Raw genomic sequence first — 17,678 nt, 5'->3', positions numbered from 1 at the left:
GACCACCCTCAGTGGCGCCTTCCGAAGGGGACCCCCATGACTCAAACGCTGTCCACGCCTACGCCGGCCAGGTTGCCGAGGCCCAAGATCATGAGACGAGCCTGGCTGGTCACCGGACTGCTTGTTGTGTTCATGCTCGTCAACAATGCAGACAAGACCGTCATCGCCTTCGGTGGCGTCCAGATCCAAAAGGATCTCGGCCTCTCGCCGCAGGAGTTCGGCGTGATCCAGAGCGGCTTCTTCTGGCTGTTCGCTGCCGGTGCGCTGATCTTCGGCGCCCTTTCCTCACGCGTGAGCAGCCGGTGGCTACTGGGCGGACTGATGCTGACCTGGGTGGCCACCATGGTGCCTCTGCTGGGCACTGTCGGATTCGGCGCCTTGTTGACGTGCCGGGTGATTCTCGGATTCGCTGAGGGGCCGGCATTTGCGCTGGCCAACCACGCAGTGCATTCCTGGTTTCCGGCTGAGAAGCGGGCGTTGGCCGGCGGAGTCGTCTCCGCGGGCGCTTCGATAGGAACCCTGATCGCTGCGCCCGTCATCACCTGGATCATCGTGACCTGGACCTGGCACGCTGCCTTCTACGCGTTGATCGCATTGGGTCTCGCGTGGACCGTCGCCTGGTTCGTTCTGGGCAAGGGCGCACCGGACGAGACTGCACAGGCAGCGCCGGTCGAAGCTCTGCAGACGATCGATGCGCCGTACCGGACGATCCTGAAAACCGGAACCGTCATCGGGATCGGGCTGCTGCTGTTCTGTTCGTACTGGTCGACAGCGTTGAAGGTGGCATGGCTGCCGGTCTATCTGACGGATGGCCTCCACTACAGCACCATCACGACCGGCCGGCTGGTCATGCTCCCTTACGGGCTCGCCGCGGTGGGTGCCATCGCTGCCGGTTGGGCGTCGAACCGGATGCTTGCGCGGGGAATCTCGCGCCGGATCGCCCGCGGTTACCTGTCAACGGCGCTCGTTGCCGCCGCCGGGGTCTGCATGGCGGCGTTCACCGCACTGCACGGAGGTGCGCTGCAGATCATCTTGATCTCGCTGGCCTTCTCACTGAACACGGCCGCCTATGGCGTCGCTCTGTCTGCCGTCGCCGATGTCGTCCAGTCACGTAAGCGAGGAATGATCCTCAGCGGTCTCGGCGCCGTGGCAAGCGTGGCCGGGATGGTCGCCCCGCTGCTGCTCGGGTTCTGCGTGGGTGACGCCGCGCACGGTGCCACGGGTTACGGCACCGGCTTCGTCATCAGCGGCGTCCTGATGGTGGTCGGCAGTGCGATCGCGTTGTTACTGATCAACCCCGAGCGTGACATCACACTCATCCGCCGTCGAGTCGAGGAGACAGCATGATCGACAAGCCCCTGGACGGCGTCCGCGTCGTCGACTTCGGACAGTTCATCGCGGCCCCCGCCGCCACCCAGGTCCTCGTGGATCTCGGCGCCGACGTGATCAAGATCGAACCGGTGCACGGAGAGTCGGCCCGCGGGATCGGCCCGCACGGCGAGGCCATGGTCCAGAACTACAACCGCGGCAAGCGCGCCATCGCGCTGGACCTCAAGGATCCGCGCGGACAGGAGATCGCCCGCCAGCTGATCGCCGACGCCGACATCGTCGTGCAGAACCTGCGCCCCGGCGTGATGGACTCGCTCGGCCTCGGCGCCGCGGCCATGCGGACCGCACACCCGCGTCTGGTCTACGCCACCGTCAGCGGATTCGGCCTGCACGGGCCGTCCCGCAACCGGGCCGGCCTCGACATCGCCGCACAGGCGGAGAGCGGCCTGATGTGGGTGACCGGAGAGCGGGACGGGGAGCCGCAGAAGGTCGGCGCCCAGATCGTGGACGCCGCAACCGGTTACGTCTGCGCCCAGGCCATTCTCGCTGCCTACATCCGGCGCCTGCGCACCGGGGAGGGCGACACCGTCGAGGTCTCGCTGCTCGAGGTTGCGCTGCACCTGCAGACGCCCAACTGGGGTGCGTACCTCGTCACCGGGGTCGAGCCGAAGCGGATGGGCAACGGGCAGCCGACGGTGGCGCCTGCGGCCGACATCATGCCGACCCGCGACGGCAACGTGGTGGTCTCCGCCTACTCCGAGGTTCACTTCAGCCGGCTGTGCCGGTTGCTGGGCAGGCCCGAGCTCGCCGAGGACCCGCGCTTCGCCGACAACGCGTCCCGGGTTCGCAACAAGCCCGCCCTGCTCGTCGAGTTGCACTCCGCATTCGCGACTATGACCAGCGACGAGGCGATGAGCATGCTGACCGGCAACGGCGTCGTCGCCGGTCGCATCAACACCTATCCCGAGGTGCTGCGCAGCCCCGACGTCGAGGCCGCCGGACTCTTCATCGAGGTCAGCCGCCCCGACGGCATGCCCGCGACCGCCCTGGGCGCGCCGTGGCACCTCGAGAGCATCCCGAAGCTGCCCACGGTGGGTGCGCCCGACCTGGGTCAGCACACCGCCGAACTGCTCAACGAGCTCGGCTACCCCGGCGAGGCGATCGACGCCCTCGCCGCCGACGGTGTCGTCGTTCAGCGCTAGGGCACGCCCCGTCACCTCACCACCCGCACCACCATCTTTGAAGGAATCATCATGCAGCGCACCATTTTCACCGAGGACCACGAAGCCTTCCGCGACTCCGTCCGGCAGTTCGTCGCCAAGGAGATCACCCCGAACATGCCCGAGTGGGAGGACGCCGGCTGCATCCCCCGCGACTTCTACTACAAGACCGCGGAGATCGGCATCAACGGCCTGCAGGTGCCCGAGCAGTATGGCGGCGGCGGCATCGACAGCTTCCTGTTCAATACCGTGGTCTACGAGGAGATCGGTTACGCGGCAGCGTCTCTCGGCGGATTCCAGGTGCACCTGAACACGGTGCTGCCGTACTTCCTGGAGTACGCCAACGAGGAGCAGCGCGAGCGCTGGTTCCCCGGCTTCGCCGACGGCTCCCTGGTGAGCTCGATCGCGATGACCGAACCCGGCATCGGCTCCGACCTCGCGGGCGTCGCCACCACCGCGGTCCGTGACGGCGACGACTACATCCTCAACGGCAACAAGACGTTCATCACCGGCGGCATCAACGCCGACCTGGTGATCGTGGTCGCGCGCACCTCCAAGGACGCCGAGAACCGCCGCAACGGCCTGTCGCTGCTGGTCGTCGAGGGCGACATGCCCGGCTTCATCCGCGGCCGGAACCTGCACAAGATCGGGATCAAGTCGTCCGACACCGCGGAGCTGACGTTCGACAACGTCCGCGTGCCGGCGCAGAACCTGCTCGGCGAGGAGGGCAAGGCGTTCGGCATGCTCGGCCACAACCTGCCGCAGGAACGGCTGTCGATCGCGATCACCGGCCTGGCCACGGCGACCGCCGCCGTGAACCTGGCCGTCGAGTACACGCAGGAACGTCTGGTGTTCGGAAAGCCACTGGCCAGCTTCCAGAACACCAAGTTCGTGCTCGCCGAGTGTGCGACGGAGCTACAGGCCGCGCAGTCTATGGTCGACCAGGCGCTGATCGCTCTCGACAACGGCACCCTCACCGCGGCCGACGCCGCGAAGGTGAAGCTGTTCTGCACCGAGATGCAGGCCCGGGTCATCGACAAGTGCCTGCAGCTGCACGGCGGCTACGGCTACATGACCGAGTACCCGATCGCCCGCCTCTACGCCGACGCCCGCGTCACCCGAATCTACGGCGGCACCAGCGAGGTCATGAAGAGCGTCATCTCGAAGTCGCTCGGAATCTAGACCCGTACTCGAAAAACACCGAAGGACGAATCACCATGCAGATCAAGGACTTGGGCGCCGTCGTCACCGGAGGCGCCTCCGGCCTCGGCCTGGCCACCGCCACCCGACTGGTCGAGTCCGGCGCCACCGTCACCCTGCTCGACCTGCCCGGCTCCCCCGGCGCCGAGCAGGCCGAGGCGCTGGGCCCGGCCGCCACCTTCGTACCCACCGACGTGACCGACTCCGAGGCGGTCGCCGCCGCGTTCGCCGCCGCCGCCGAGCGCGGCCCGGTGCGTGCAGTCGTGCACTGCGCCGGACGCGGCAAGCCGATGCGCATCCTCGACAAGGCCGGCAAGGCCACCGACCTCGAACCGTTCGAGTCGGTGATCCGGCTCAACGTGATCGGCACGTTCAACGTGCTGCGCTACGCGGCCCAGACGATGGCCGTCAACGAGATTCTCGACGGCGACCGCGGCGCGATCGTGCTCACCGCCTCCGTGGCCGCCTACGAGGGGCAGATCGGGCAGATCAACTACGCCACCTCCAAGGCCGGCGTCGTCGGCATGACGCTTCCCGCCGCGCGCGACCTCGCCAGCGTCGGGATCCGGGTCAACACGATCGCGCCGGGCGTGTTCGCCACGCCGCTGCTGCTCAATGCCCGCGACGACATCCGCGACGCGCTGGCCGCGGCGGTCCCGCACCCGCAGCGACTCGGCGAGCCGTCCGAGTTCGCCGCGCTGGCCGAGCACATCGTCTCCAACGGCATGCTCAACGGCGAGACCATCCGTCTCGACGGCGCGATCCGGATGGCGCCCCGATGACCGACGAGGCCACGACTCCGGTCGTCCTGACGGAGCGGCGCGGCCGCGTGCTGGTGGTGACGCTGAACCGTCCGCAGGCCCGCAACGCGGTCAACGGCGCGGTCGCCGCCGCGATCGCCGCGGCGATGGACCTGCTCGACGGCGATCCCGAGCTCAGCGTGGGTGTGCTCGCCGGTTCCGGTGGGTTCTTCTGCGCCGGAATGGATCTCAAGGCCTTTCTGCGGGGTGAGAGCCCTCGCGTCGAGGGTCGCGGGTTCGCCGGGTTGGTCGAGACGACACCGGCCAAGCCTCTGATCGCCGCCGTCGACGGCCCCGCCCTCGCCGGCGGGTTCGAGATCGTCCTGGCGGCCGACCTCGTCGTCGCCGCCAGGACGGCCACATTCGGGCTGCCGGAGGTGCGGCGTGGCCTGGTCGCCGCCGCGGGCGGGTTGTTCCGGCTGCCGGCGCGACTACCGCGCGCGATCGCGCTGGAGATGATCCTCACCGGCGCATCGAAGACGGCCGAGCAGTTGCACCCACACGGCCTGGTGAACCGGCTTGCACCCGAAGGCGAGGTACTCGCCGCCGCCCTCGACCTCGCCGAGGAGATCGCCGCCAACGGCCCGCTCGCGGTGCGGGCCAGCAAGAAGGTCGTCGACGAATCCCCCGGCTGGGCGGCCGACGAGACCTTCGACCGGACCCGGGAGATCGTGATGCCGGTGTTCGGCTCGAACGATGCCCGTGAGGGTGCGGCCGCGTTCACCGAGCGCCGCACCCCGGTCTGGACCGCGACGTGAGCACCGAGAACGACAGAACAGGAACACACCATGCGTGATGCAGTCATCGTCGACGCCGTCCGGAGCCCGGTCGGGCGCCGCAAGGGCGGTCTGGCGGAGGTTCACCCCGTCGACCTGTCCGCCACCGTCCTGATGGCACTGCTCGACCGGACGGGCATCGACGCAGGCCTGGTCGACGACGTTGTATGGGGTTGCGTCGGCCAGGTCGGCGAGCAGGCCGGCAACATCGCCCGCAATGCCGTCCTCGCCGCGGGTTGGCCGGAGTCTGTGCCCGGCACGACGGTCGAGCGTCAGTGCGGATCAAGCCAGCAGGCATTGCACTTCGCAGCCGCGGGCGTGATCTCCGGCCAGTACGAGATCGCGGTCGCCGGCGGCGTCGAGTCGATGACCCGGATCCCGATGGGATCGGCGCGGCGTGTCGGCCTCGGCGACGCGTACAGCGATGCGATCAAGCAGCGTTACGACGGCATCGAGTTCAACCAGATTCGCGGTGCCGAATCCCTCGCCACCAAGTACGAGCTGAACCGCACCTGGCTCGACGAGTACGCCCTGCGCTCGCACCAGCGAGCCGCCCAGGCGGTCGACGAGGGCCGATTCACCGGCGAGGTCGTCCCCGTCACGCTGCCCGACGGGACGAAGTTGGAGGCAGACGAGGGCGTTCGCCGCTCCTCGACCTTCGAGAAGCTCGGCCAGTTGGACCCGGTTTTCCCGGGCGGCCGCATCACCGCGGGCAACGCGTCGCAGATCTCCGACGGTGCTGCTGCGCTGCTGGTGATGTCGGGGGAGCGGGCCCGGCAGCTGGGGCTGACACCGCTCGCGCGGGTGCACACCGCGACAGTGGTCGGATCCGATCCTGTTGAAATGCTCGGCGGCCCCATTCCCGCGACCGAGCGGGTGCTCGAGCGTGCCGGCCTGACTCTCGAGGACATCGGCGCGTTCGAGGTCAACGAGGCGTTCGCGAGCGTGGTGGGGGCCTGGCTGAGGACGACCGGCGTCGACGAGCAACGGGTGAACCCCCTCGGTGGCGCGATCGCGCTCGGCCATCCGCTCGGTGGATCGGGCGCACGACTGGCCGCCACACTTGTCCACCACCTGCGTGCGGAAGGCATCCGATACGGGCTGCAAACCATGTGTGAGGGCGGGGGCATGGCCAATGCCACGGTGTTCGAAAATCTTGCTCCGAATGCATAAGCGCAATCACCAGCGCGTTCCAATGCACAGGAACCCTCAGGTATGGAGAGCACAGTGATATCCAGAATCCTTGTCAAGCCGATTGGTTGGGCGATGGCCGTGGTGGTCACGGTGATTGAGACCTTCACCGCCCGAGGCCCACTGGAACTCGAGGGAGAAGCCGTGCCGCTGTCGAGCGATGCTGGAGATCTCTGCAGACGAGATGACAGATAGCTGACGCCGCGGTGTCGCAGCTGAGCCGAAGCCCGCCACCCCAGGGACTCTCCCCGGCCTGCCTCGACGCGGGTACGCTGCGCAAGCGTCTATTTGGCATGCGGAGGGTGACAGTGCAGGACTGGCGAGACTTCTCGTGCGACGATCTCGCGGCACCGCTGCGCGCCGCCCGGGAACTTTTCGCCATTCACGGCTACCACGGCACATCCATTCGGGCCATCGCGGACAGTGCCGGCCTGTCGGTACCGGGGCTCTATCACCACTATCCCTCCAAACAGGTCATCCTCGACGCGCTGGTTACCCACGCGATGAATCAGATGCTCACGCACACCCGCGCCGCCGATGCCGCCTCCGATGGCAGCCCCGACGGCCGATTCGGCAACGTCGTCGAAGCTCTGCTGCGCTTTCACATGGAGCGGCGCGACGACGCGTTCGTCGCGTCGACCGAAATGCGAAGCATGGACGAGCCGGTCCTGAAAGCTCATGTAGCACAGCGTGATATGCAGCAGAGGCTGGTTCGAGAGATCATCGAACAGGGTGCGGCGACAGGGGCTTTCGCTTGCCGACACCCCACCGAGGCGGCGCGCGCGGTGGCGTCCCTCTGCGTTTCGGTGGCCGACTGGTATCGGCCCGACGGTCCGCTCTCCGCAGAACAGATCGTCGATCGCTACGGAGAGTTCGCGCGCCGGATCATCGGCGCCGATGTCGACGGCATCGCTCCACGGCCCGAGTAGCACCGCAACACGGCTGGACTACACAGCCCGCAACCAGACGAGTCCCGGCGGTTGACACCACGGCGACCTTCTGACATCTTCAGACCGACCGAGCGATCGCTCGGTCGGTCTGGAGATGGAGCCTATGCCGATCGATTTCACGCCCACCCCCGGTGCCGCGCGGCTGGCCGAGCGCACGCGAGAGTTCATCCGAGGCGCGATCCTGCAATTGGAGGACGCCCACGGAGGCGACATCAACGCTGCCGGCGGCGATGTGTTCCGTGAACGCATCCAGCAGCAGGCACGCGAAGCCGGTGTGTTCGCTCCCCATGCGCCGACCGAGTTCGGCGGCCACGGGCTCGACATGCGCGACCGCGCCGCTGTTTTCGAGGAAGCCGGGTATTCGGTGTTCGGGCCCACGGCGCTGAACATCGCCGCACCCGACGAGGGCAACATGCACATGCTCGCGCACATCGCGTCGCCGGAGCAGAAGGAGCGCTACCTCGCACCGCTGTGCCGCGGCGAGATCCGATCGGCCTTCGCGATGACGGAACCCGCCCCCGGCGCCGGCGCCGACCCCGCGGCACTGTCGACCACCGCGACCCGCTCCGGCGGGAACTGGCGTATCGACGGCCGAAAGGTCTTCATCACCGGCGCCGACGGCGCGGGTTTCTTCATCATCATGACGCGGACCTCCGGTTCGCCTGGCGATCGAGGTGGGGCCACGATGTTCCTCGCCCCGGCCGGTACGCCGGGCATCGAGGTGCGGCGCCACATCCGCACCAGCGATCGGTCGATGGTCGGTGGACACTGCGAGGTCGTCTTCGACGGGGTGACGCTGCCGGACGCCGCGGTCCTCGGCGAGGTCGACGGGGGCTACCGGTACGCGCAGGTACGGCTCGGACCGGCGCGGATGACCCACGTCATGCGCTGGCTCGGGTCGGCGCGTCGAGCTCAGGACATCACCCTTGCGCGGGCCGCAGAGCGCCACCTGTTCGGTGAGCGCCTGGGCGACCTCGGCATGGCACAGCAGATGATCGCCGACAACGAGATCGACCTGGCGGCCACCCGCGCCCTGCTGCTCAAGGCCTGCGCCGACCTCGACGCGGGCGACCTCGGCACCGACGCCACCTCGATCGCCAAGGCGTTCGGCGCGGAGGCCATCTTCCGGGTCATCGACCGGAGCATCCAGTTGTGTGGCGGCCTGGGCGTGTCTGAGGATCTGCCGTTGAGCCGTCTGCTCGCCGAGGTGCGCCCGTTCCGGATCTACGACGGGCCCACCGAGGTGCATCGGTGGTCCATCGCCAAACGCGCGGTTCGCCGCGCGGTCACCGAGGCACGGGAGCAGCAGCGATGACCGGCGCTGACTCCGTTCCCGGCGTCGACGCCGCTGTTGATCTGGAGGCTCTGGGCGGATACCTGCGCGAGCAGGGAGTGGTGTTCGACGGAAACCTGCATGCCACTCGATTGTCGGGCGGAAAGTCCAACCTGACCTTCCGCCTCACCGACGACGGCGACGGCGCCTGGGTCCTCCGGCGGCCGCCGCTGGCCGGTCTGACGCCTTCTGCCCATGACATGGCGCGCGAGTACCGCGTGACCCACGCGCTGCAGGGCACCGAGGTGCCGGTCGCACCCACCGTCGCGCTGTGCGACGACGACTCCGTCCTCGGTGCACCGTTCACCGTGATGGGGTTCGTCGACGGCACCGTGATCCGCGCGGTCGACGACGTGGCCGCGTTGTCCGACACGGATGTCGCCGCGTGCACCGAGGAGATGATCGGGGTACTGGCGGCGCTTCACCGCGTGGACTACCGCGCCGTCGGGCTGGGCGAGTTCGGCCGTCCGGAAGGCTATCTCGAACGGCAGGCCACGCGCTGGCTGCGCCAGTGGGATCACGTGGCAACCGAAGAGCTCCCCGATGTCGAACGACTCGGCACCAAACTGCTTGCAGCAGTGCCGCACTCGTCTGGCGCATCGCTCGTGCACGGCGACTACCGCATCGACAACGTCATGCTCGACCCTGTCGATCCCGGTCGCATCCTGGCCGTCGTGGACTGGGAGCTGTCCACCTTGGGAGATCCGCTCGCGGATGTGGCGATGATGTGCGCGTACCGGGCACCCGAGCTCAGTCGCGTGCTGGGATTCCCGGCAGCCTGGACAGACCCCGCCATCCCCGACACCGACGACCTCGCACACCGGTACAGTCTCGCATCCGGATCGACACTCGCGCACTGGGATTTCCACCTCGCGCTGGCCTACTTCAAGATCGGGGTCGTCGCCGCCGGTATCGCCCACCGCACCCGCTCGGGGGCAGCCGCGGGCGCGGACGACGCGGCTGGAGCGGTGCCCGAGTACATGCGCCTGGGGCTGAGGGCGTTGGAAGGGAAGGAGAAGTGAGCTTCAAGCCGGTGCGCGCGCACCGCCGCACGCAGCGCGGAAGGCATCGTGGCGCGGTTGCGGTGAGCGGGCCGGCTCAGCGCAGCTGAACGGTCCACCCCCGGTGGTCGCGGCGCAGATACAGGGCGGACAGCGGCCGCGCCTCGATCCGCCAGAACCGGTCGGCCGGAAGGTCGAGCGCACGCACGGCGACCGCGCGGGTCACCGCGGGGTGGGTCACCGCGACCGTGCGGCCCTCGCCGACGTCGCCGAGCCACCGGCCGACCCGCCCGAGCAACGCGTCGACCGACTCGCCGCCCGGCGGCGCGAAACCGGGGTCGCCCAGCCAGGTGCCGAGCTCGGTCGGGTCCAGGTCGGCGGGGACCTTACCGGCCCATGCTCCCGGATCCTGCTCCCGCAGAGCCTGTTCGACGTGTGAATCGACGCCGAACAGCGCGGCGGTCTCGCGGGCGCGGGCCTCCGGTGCGGTGAGGACGCAGTCGGCTCGGGCGAACGCCGTGCCGAGCGGCGCGGGCAGTGCCCGCCCCGCCCGGAACGGTTCGAGGGATTCGTCCCCGGGAAACCGCGCCGCGCGGAGCGCCTCGGTCATCGCATGGACGACGACGACGAGTTCGCTCACGCCGCGAGGACCGGCTCCCGGGTGCCCCGGCGGGCCGTGAGCCGCTGCAGCAGTTCCCCGCCGAGCAGCCCGATCACCAGCCACAGGATCAGCTGTGCGCCGATCGAGAACAGCCGGAACTGGTACAGGTCGTCCGCGTTGAATCCGGGGAACACGATGTTGCCGGCGGCGTCCAGCAGGGGCCGCGGGGTTTCCGTGGCAGATCCCGGCGGGTTGCCCGCCAGGTGCCCGGACGGGGGCAGCACGGCCATCGCGAGGGCCGAGCCGGCCAGCACGACCGCCGCGCCGCTCAGCATCGCGTACCAGCTGCCCAGCTTCGGCGTGACTGCATGCGCGACAAGCCAACCCGCGAGTACCAGCGCGACGGAGATCGCGACCATCAGCAGGTACAGCCCGCTGCGGTCCCCGATCGTGTCGCCGTTGCCGACCGCCGGCGGATTCGCCGGGTACTTCAGCGCCGGGAGCAGGTAGATGCCGAGGAACATCGACATCGCGACCGCCAGCGACAGCCCGCGCGGGGTCATGGTCTGCAACCGCGGCGCGGCGAAGCAGTACACGACCGCGAACAGTGCACCCAGCGCGCACCCGAGGGCGATGATGCCCACGCCGATGCCGACATTCGCCTGGACCGCGCGGCTGAAGAGCTCCGGGCCCTCGTGCATTCCGCCGTGGCCGATCGTCTCCTTGGCGGCGTCGCGCGCGGCCTCGTAGTCGATCGCCCGCCCGATGATGGGCTCGGCGAAGATCCGGGCGAACAGGAATGCGAACAGGCCTCCGACGGCCCCGGCGAGGACGCCGCGGCCGATCACTAGTTTCTCCATGTCAGTGGCAGGGGAAGCCGAGGAAGTGACGCGCGTCGTGCACGAACTCGTGCACGTGCGTGTCCTCGCCGAACACCGAGACCGCACCCTGGTCGATGCCGACAAAGTAGTAGACGGCGAGGGCGAGCAGCAGGGTGGAGGCCAGCCAGACGGCGCGGCTGGAGATCGAGAGCGAGAGGTCGCCGGCAAGCGGGCCCCGCGCAGAGTTCTGCATGGCCATGAAACGTGGCTCCTTCTCCGAGGTTTCGCGCCTCGGGCGAACGACAGTTGCGTGCAGTTCCGCCGGCGGGTCTGGCTTGACAGTGGCGCGACCGCTCCCCGAAGGGATTCCGCAGACGGAGCTGTGCGGCGATCGTAGCCTGTCGATCGATCGCTCGCGCAACCCGGCGGTCAGCTCCGCACAGCCGCCGGGTACTCCGGCAGGTCGATGTCGTACGCGTGGGAGAAGAACGCGCGCTTGGCCAGCGGACGCCCGACCCGGCTCACCATCGCCCGCGTGATCAGCCGGCCCAGCCGGATCCACAGCCCGCTTTTCGGCGCGTACATCCGCATTCCCCCGCCCGGAAGCTCCTGTCCGCGTTCGACATAGGGGCGCAGCACCTCCTCGTAGCGGACGAATGCCCGGTGAAGGTCGCCGTCGGCCCGGTCCAGCTCGCCTGCCAGGACGTAGGCGCCGACCAGCGCCAGGCTGGTACCCATGCCGGTCAACGGGCACGGGCAGTACCCGGCGTCGCCCACGAGCACGATCCGTCCGCGCGACCACCGGTCCATCTGCACCTGCACGATCGCGTCGAAGTAGAAGTCCTCGGCGAGTTGCGCCGCGTCGATCAGCGCGGGCGCCTGCCAGCCCACCCCGGCGAAGCGGTCGGCGATCAGCCTGCGCTGTTCGTCGACGTCGCGGCGGTCGTAGTCCAGCGGCTCCGATGCGAACGAGAACGAGGCCTTGGCGCCGCCGGGGGTGCTGTCGGGCCGCATCGAGACGGCCAGTCCGCCGGGCGCGTTGTGCATCTCGTACCAGCCGTCCAACCCGACGTGGTCGGGTGCGGTGAACCATGCGGTGTACCCGCCGACCGGACGCACGAACTGCTCCTCGGGTCCGAAGGCCATGCGCCGCACCGTCGAATGCGGGCCGTCGGCGCCGACCACCAGGTCGACGGTGCGGACACTGCCGTCCGAGAGCGTCACCGTCACCGCGTCGGGCGTCTCGTCGAGCGCGGTGATGCGGGTGCCGAACAGGTACTCGACGCGGTCGCGCGTCGCGTCGTGCAGCAGGCCGGCGAGGTCGCCGCGCAGGATCTCGATCTCGCTGACGATGCCGTCGCCGTCGAACACGTCGACCGGCATCTCGGCGCGGTGCCGACCGCTCTCGTCCACCCAGGCGATGCCGCGCTGCTCCATGCTCAGCTCGCGCGCGGTCGGCATCAGGCCCATCCTCTCGACGACCTCGCGGCCGGCGCCGCGCAGGTCGACGGTCTGCCCGCCCGGCCGCACGCCCGGCGCGGTCTCGACGACGGTCACGGACCAGCCGCGGGCTTCGAGCCAGTAGGCGAGCGCGGGACCCGCGATGCCGGCTCCACTGATCAGGATGGTGCGCTGGTCGGTCATGTCGACTCCTCTTGCCGTTACCGGCTTCTCGTTGGTTCCCGTGTTCGGGTGACCATCAGAACGTACGATGTACGCAGGTGCATCACCAACACATTTCAGCGAAAGTTCTGCCCGTCGCCGGATTGGTGCACTAGTACGGTCGACGACGACGCAGACGGCGTACGTTCCGCACTAGTACGGTGCGGGGGAGGAGACCAGATGAGCGCGCCCTACCTGCAGATCGCCGAGGCGCTGCGCGAGCGCATCGTGTCCGGATCGCTGCGTCCGGGGCAGCGGGTGCCCTCGACACGGAAGATCGTCGCCGAATGGGGCGTGGCGATGGCCACCGCGACCAAGGCGCTCGCCGAACTGCGCAGTCAGGGCCTGGTCGAGGTCGTTCCCGGAGTCGGCAGCGTGGTGTCCGGGCCGGTCGGCGGGAGCTACGAAAAGGCCGCGGACGGCCCGGACGGTGTCCACCCGTCCGGGCTCGGGCGTGCCTCGATCGTGCGGTGCGCCATGCGGATTGCCGACGCAGAGGGCCTCGATGCGGTCTCGATGCGGCGCATCGCCGGCGAACTCGACGCCGCCCCGATGTCGCTGTACCGCCATGTGCCGGGCAAGGAGGAACTGCTGCTGCTCATGCGCGAGGCCGCGTTCGGTGACGTGGCCCTGCCCGCAGCGGTGCCGACGTCGTGGCGGGAGGAACTCGAGGTGTCGGCGGCCGCGTTGTGGTCCGTGTACCGACTGCATCCGTGGCTGGCGCGGACGTCCTCGCTGACCCGGCCGTATCCGGGGCCGAACCAGCTGCGGTATTCGGAGTGGAACCTGCGGGCGCTGTCGGGGCTCGGCCTGGGCAACAAGACGGTGCTGCTGCTGCATCTCACGCTGTTCAACCTGGTGCACGGGTTCGGCGCGAGCCTCGAGACCGAGTCGACGGAGCTGGCGGACAGCGGCATCGGCCCGGATCGCTGGATGGCGCGCCACGACGAGCGCGCCACGACGCTGATCGGGTCCGGCTCCTACCCGTACTCGGCGCGGGTCTTCATGGACCCGGCGACGGTGCCCGATCAGGACGGGGCACTCGACCTGGACGAGTTGTTCGGCGCGGCGCTCGCGACCGTGCTCGACGGCATCGCGGCGCGGCTGCAGGGTCTGTAGGGCGCCTTGGTACCGTCACCGGCGAGGTCAGACGGGGAGACCTCGTGAATTCGTGAGGGGAGTGCACGATTTCACCACGCCGCAGGTGGTGCGCTCGGTCGATACGGCGATGGATCAATGGCAGGGCAATGGTGCGCAGGCCGCGCAGGGACGTGCCGAGATGGAACATCAGTCCGCATGCGTCAGCTGTCGAGGACAGGACCCTCGAGTGGTGCGAGCGGGGTCCACAGTGTCGGCAACAGCACCGTCACTCCGTCACGCTTGCCCTGCTCAAGGGCGAAGTCGATCGACGGGACGACGTCCTCCATGAGATAGGGCTGCGGCAAAAGGGGACCATCGAGCAGCGGCGTCATGAAATCGTCCCAGTGGACGGGGATGACGCTGCGTGCCTTCGTATTCCGGACGAGGTGCTGCCAGTACAGCTCACGGAACGTTTGGTCCTGCTTTCCGAGCATGCCGATGCCGAGGTAGACCACGTCGGCGGTGATCCCGTCGAGCTTGCCCGGAACGAAGTTCGCGCTGGCCTGGATCAGCACGCAGCCCGTGTCGTGGCGGACGAGCAGCGTATAGCACTCCGCTGAATGCCACTTCTCGAAAGTGGCGGGCGGAACGAGCGGCTCGTCGATGGTCCCGGGTGAGACGTCACCGGGGCAGTGCAGCGTCTCGATGAAGGTCACCTCGAAATCGCCGAACGAGAGGGCCTCCCCGTCGGCGACCGTTCGCAGCAAGTCCTCCGAAACCCCGTACCCTCGACCGATGTTCGCGGTCGACGCCGAACCGATCAGCGGTACGCCGAACTTCCGCGCAATCAGCGGCGAGTCGAAGGCGTGATCGTAGTGCGAGTGCACCACCACAACACCGTCGAGTCGATCGATGCCTGCCCTGTCGAGGCAGGCATCGATGACCGTGGGTTCGGGTGCAATGGGGCCGTCGAGGAGCTTGTTCGCCGCGGGTCGAGAGAAGAACCCGTCGACAAGCAACGAAGACTTGCCGGCCTTGATGAGCATGCTCGAAGTGCCGTAGAAGGAAACCGTAAGTGAGTCGTCTTTGGCGGGATTCCACCGGCCCTCGACAGAGGCGTAGTGGGTGATATCGGGGCGGTCCGGCGCCGTCGTCACGCAGACACCTCCGGCTTGCGTGCGAGGATCTGCGAGAGCACGCGCTCGACCTCGTCCCCCGGATCGGCGGGCAGTTCAGGGCATCGCCAGGCGACGTAGCCGTCCGGTCGTACGAGAACGGCTCCCGTGTCGCCGATCTCGTACATGTCGAGGAACTCACGTCGGTCGTCCTCGAGGCCCGGGTCGCCGACGTTGTAGCAGGCCACCGGCAGACCGAAGACCGACGCCGCGCGCCCGGCGGCCGCACGCCATGCGCCACCCCGAGAACCGGTGAGCACGGTGAATCCGGAGCCGAACAGGTCCACCGTCGACACCGTTCCCGAGCGCCCAAGCCAGACGTGAGGAGCGCGGCAACCCGGGGTCGCGCTCTGCTGGTAGTCGGAGTAGTCGTCGTCGACCGCCGGCCGTGTAGTGCCATCAGGGATCACCGCCGGCGAGTCGTAGAAGGTGCCGAACTCGACGCCGAGATGGTTTCCGTAGCGGCGAGTTTCACGTAGGACGGTCTCCACGTCGAGATCCGACCGGCCGCTGTACTGCGCGGCGCCCATCTGCTGGACTTTTTTGTGGTTGTCGTTCGACTGTGCCGTAGTGCGCTGCGCGGGAAGACGACGCTCTGTGTCGTAGGTGTCCAGCAGGGACCAGTCGGCTGCACCCGTGACGCACAGAGCGAGCTTCCAGACGGCGTTGTGCATGCCCTGCAATCCGGTGTTGACACCGAGCCCACCCGTGGGCGGGAACTGGTGTGCGGCATCGCCGCAGAGGATTATCCGACCCTGCACAAAGCGCTCGGCGACGGTCGCGTTCATCTGCCAGCGGCCGATGCTCTTGATCGAGACCTCAAGATCGGGTTTGCCCACCGCCGCGCGGACCCAGCGTTCGCAGTCTTCTTGCTGGTAGACGTCGTCAGACCATTGATCAGCAGGGACAGGGATCTGGCACAGCCACCGGCCGCGGGCATCGAGCGGCTGGAGGACGCCGGCCGTATCTTGGTTGGCGACGAACAGCAGCACGCCGCGCCGGTCGGGGATGTTCTCCTCGATGTCGGCGTGAAAGTAGCAGTTCACGAAGTGGTTGATCGCCTTCTCGCCGACAAGCTCGATTCCCAGGTGCTGGCGCACCAGACTCGAGGCGCCGTCGGCGGCGATGAGAGCGACACCGCCGATCGTGTATGTCTCGCCCGTTTCTCGGTTCAGCACCTCCAGTCCGGCTGACTCGTCGTCGGGATTCCAGCCCGAGAGAACCGAGGTCGCCTGGTGTCCGAAGCGCAAGTCGACGAGGCCGGTGGCGGTCGCCGCGTCGACGAGGATCTTCTCGAGCAGATCCTGGGAGGACATCACCGGCTGAGCTGGACTGATTGTGGGGCCGGGTCCTTCGAAGCCGGTCGCCACGATCGTGCCGAACTGGGTGCCGAGGAGATTGTCGAAGAACCGGATCGGACTCTTCCACCCAGGTGGGGTGTCGATGTCGCGCAGTCGCAGGTACACCTCATGGCCCCACTTGCGTGCGATTTCCATTGTGCGCGTATTGAAGTTGCGAGTCTTGGGGTGCCAGGCGACTCCGGTGTGCTGTTCGATGAGCACGGACCGGACGCCGAATCGGGCGAGTTCGAGTGACGCGGCGAGACCGACCGGTCCGCCGCCGAGAATCAGGACGGGCAGGGTGGCGTTCATGGGCACAAAGCGTAATGCGATTACCGTTACAGTCAAGGCTGCGTGGTGGCTTACCTCACGGCCGTACGGGAACTCGATGTCGAATCGGCAAGCGCGTCAGCGTCCAGATGGTGGCCGTGATTGCCATGGCAGCCAAGGGATACGGACTGATCGCACGGGCTGGTTGGTCACGTACCCTACGACGGTGTCACCCGAGCCGTCCGATAGCTTGCCCAGCATCACCCCGCCGCGTCAGTCCCGCAGCCGCGCGACAATGGAGCGGGTCTTGGCGGCGGTGGAGGACCTGCTCGCGGACAAACCGTTCGACCAGATCACGGTCGCAGAGATCGCATCGAGGTCGAGCAGTTCGCCGACTTCCATCTATGCGCGTTTCGCGGACAAGAACGGACTGCTGCTCGCCGCACACGAACGGTACAAGCATAAAGCGGAGGCACGACTGGCCGAGCAGCTCGCCTCGGAGGACACTGCCTCGCTGCCTCCAGACCGCCTGCTCGACTTCTTCGCCCGGGAACTCGTCACGGCATTCCGTGACAATCAGCACTTGCTCCGCAGTGTGGTCCTGGCCGACGCCGCCGTCATGTACGAGCGTGCGGCGGACCTGATCGCCTCGGTATCGCTCGCGGTCGCCGATCGCCTTCGCCCTGCGATGACGGTCGACGACGCTGTCGGCGAGAGGTGTGTCGACTTCGCGATCCGCGCCGCCGTCGCGGTGCTTCAACAGCACATCATCTTCCAGGATCGGATACCCGGCCGATTTCAGACAACCGATGATGAGCTCGCTGAGCGACTGACCGACCTTCTCGTCGCGATGACGGCACCTGTTCTCCGGCATCCTTAGTTTCCCTCGCCTCGCCCACGAATCCGCTGCGGGCGAGGGTTGCCTGTGC

At 68.2% G+C, this 17,678-nt stretch carries 17 protein-coding genes; 11 read left to right on the top strand and 6 right to left on the bottom strand.

The window, feature by feature from the left end:
• Positions 1-36: 36 nt before the first annotated feature.
• The 9 genes from G4X40_RS08430 (at position 37) to G4X40_RS08390 (ending at position 9,821) form a co-directional block, all read left to right on the top strand.
• Entirely contained in the window at positions 37-1,347 is a 1,311-nt protein-coding gene (locus G4X40_RS08430; protein ID WP_277831671.1) for an MFS transporter, read from the top strand.
• Positions 1,344-2,531 (top strand): CaiB/BaiF CoA transferase family protein, encoded by a 1,188-nt coding sequence (locus G4X40_RS08425; protein ID WP_277831669.1) that lies wholly within the window; start codon positions 1,344-1,346, stop codon positions 2,529-2,531. The genes G4X40_RS08430 and G4X40_RS08425 overlap by 4 nt, the downstream gene beginning before the upstream one ends.
• Before the next feature lie 51 nt (positions 2,532-2,582).
• Positions 2,583-3,731, top strand: coding sequence for an acyl-CoA dehydrogenase family protein (locus tag G4X40_RS08420; protein ID WP_277831668.1), 1,149 nt, complete (start codon positions 2,583-2,585; stop codon positions 3,729-3,731).
• A 35-nt stretch (positions 3,732-3,766) separates the two neighbouring features.
• Positions 3,767-4,531, top strand: coding sequence for an SDR family NAD(P)-dependent oxidoreductase (locus tag G4X40_RS08415; protein ID WP_277831667.1), 765 nt, complete (start codon positions 3,767-3,769; stop codon positions 4,529-4,531).
• Positions 4,528-5,307, top strand: coding sequence for a crotonase/enoyl-CoA hydratase family protein (locus tag G4X40_RS08410; RefSeq protein ID WP_277831665.1), 780 nt, complete (start codon positions 4,528-4,530; stop codon positions 5,305-5,307). Before G4X40_RS08415 ends, G4X40_RS08410 begins: the two co-directional genes overlap by 4 nt.
• 30 nt (positions 5,308-5,337) lie before the next feature.
• Entirely contained in the window at positions 5,338-6,498 is a 1,161-nt protein-coding gene (locus tag G4X40_RS08405; protein ID WP_277831663.1) for a thiolase family protein, read from the top strand.
• A 320-nt stretch (positions 6,499-6,818) separates the two neighbouring features.
• Positions 6,819-7,445 (top strand): TetR/AcrR family transcriptional regulator, encoded by a 627-nt coding sequence (locus G4X40_RS08400; protein WP_332844330.1) that lies wholly within the window; start codon positions 6,819-6,821, stop codon positions 7,443-7,445.
• Positions 7,446-7,569: 124 nt separating this feature from the next.
• On the top strand, positions 7,570-8,781 hold the full coding sequence (locus G4X40_RS08395; RefSeq protein WP_277831661.1) for an acyl-CoA dehydrogenase family protein: 1,212 nt from the start codon (positions 7,570-7,572) through the stop codon (positions 8,779-8,781).
• Entirely contained in the window at positions 8,778-9,821 is a 1,044-nt protein-coding gene (locus G4X40_RS08390; RefSeq protein ID WP_277831660.1) for a phosphotransferase family protein, read from the top strand. Before G4X40_RS08395 ends, G4X40_RS08390 begins: the two co-directional genes overlap by 4 nt.
• A gap of 76 nt (positions 9,822-9,897) precedes the next feature.
• Here the strand turns inward: G4X40_RS08390 and G4X40_RS08385 are convergent, their stop codons facing one another.
• The 4 genes from G4X40_RS08385 to G4X40_RS08370 form a co-directional block, all read right to left on the bottom strand.
• On the bottom strand, positions 9,898-10,440 hold the full coding sequence (locus G4X40_RS08385; protein WP_277831659.1) for a histidine phosphatase family protein: 543 nt from the start codon (positions 10,438-10,440) through the stop codon (positions 9,898-9,900).
• On the bottom strand, positions 10,437-11,249 hold the full coding sequence (locus G4X40_RS08380; protein ID WP_277831658.1) for a CbtA family protein: 813 nt from the start codon (positions 11,247-11,249) through the stop codon (positions 10,437-10,439). The genes G4X40_RS08385 and G4X40_RS08380 overlap by 4 nt, the downstream gene beginning before the upstream one ends.
• Before the next feature lie 13 nt (positions 11,250-11,262).
• Positions 11,263-11,481 carry a CbtB domain-containing protein gene (locus tag G4X40_RS08375; RefSeq protein WP_277831657.1) on the bottom strand — a complete coding sequence of 73 codons (219 nt, stop codon included), beginning with the start codon at positions 11,479-11,481 and terminating at the stop codon, positions 11,263-11,265.
• A gap of 170 nt (positions 11,482-11,651) precedes the next feature.
• Entirely contained in the window at positions 11,652-12,866 is a 1,215-nt protein-coding gene (locus tag G4X40_RS08370; RefSeq protein ID WP_277831655.1) for an FAD-dependent oxidoreductase, read from the bottom strand.
• 198 nt (positions 12,867-13,064) lie between these two features.
• On the opposite strand from G4X40_RS08370, the gene G4X40_RS08365 reads away from it, so the two are divergent.
• Positions 13,065-14,003 carry a GntR family transcriptional regulator gene (locus G4X40_RS08365; RefSeq protein WP_277831653.1) on the top strand — a complete coding sequence of 313 codons (939 nt, stop codon included), beginning with the start codon at positions 13,065-13,067 and terminating at the stop codon, positions 14,001-14,003.
• A gap of 182 nt (positions 14,004-14,185) precedes the next feature.
• Here G4X40_RS08365 and G4X40_RS08360 read toward each other — a convergent pair whose 3' ends face one another.
• Together G4X40_RS08360 and G4X40_RS08355 are read right to left on the bottom strand one after the other, a co-directional pair.
• A complete protein-coding gene (locus tag G4X40_RS08360) occupies positions 14,186-15,121 on the bottom strand; it encodes an MBL fold metallo-hydrolase (protein ID WP_277831651.1) in 936 nt (311 codons plus the stop codon).
• Positions 15,118-16,791 (bottom strand): FAD-dependent monooxygenase, encoded by a 1,674-nt coding sequence (locus tag G4X40_RS08355; RefSeq protein WP_277831650.1) that lies wholly within the window; start codon positions 16,789-16,791, stop codon positions 15,118-15,120. The genes G4X40_RS08360 and G4X40_RS08355 overlap by 4 nt, the downstream gene beginning before the upstream one ends.
• Before the next feature lie 184 nt (positions 16,792-16,975).
• Here G4X40_RS08355 and G4X40_RS08350 point away from each other — a divergent pair, with 184 nt between their 5' ends.
• Positions 16,976-17,629 carry a TetR/AcrR family transcriptional regulator gene (locus tag G4X40_RS08350; RefSeq protein WP_277831649.1) on the top strand — a complete coding sequence of 218 codons (654 nt, stop codon included), beginning with the start codon at positions 16,976-16,978 and terminating at the stop codon, positions 17,627-17,629.
• Positions 17,630-17,678: the final 49 nt, after the last annotated feature.

The sequence above is a fragment of the Speluncibacter jeojiensis genome (assembly GCF_029589495.1).
Lineage (GTDB): Bacteria > Actinomycetota > Actinomycetes > Mycobacteriales > Mycobacteriaceae > Speluncibacter > Speluncibacter jeojiensis.
The sequence above is the reverse complement of the archived record's forward strand: the minus strand, read 5'-3'. Positions and strand labels throughout refer to the sequence as shown.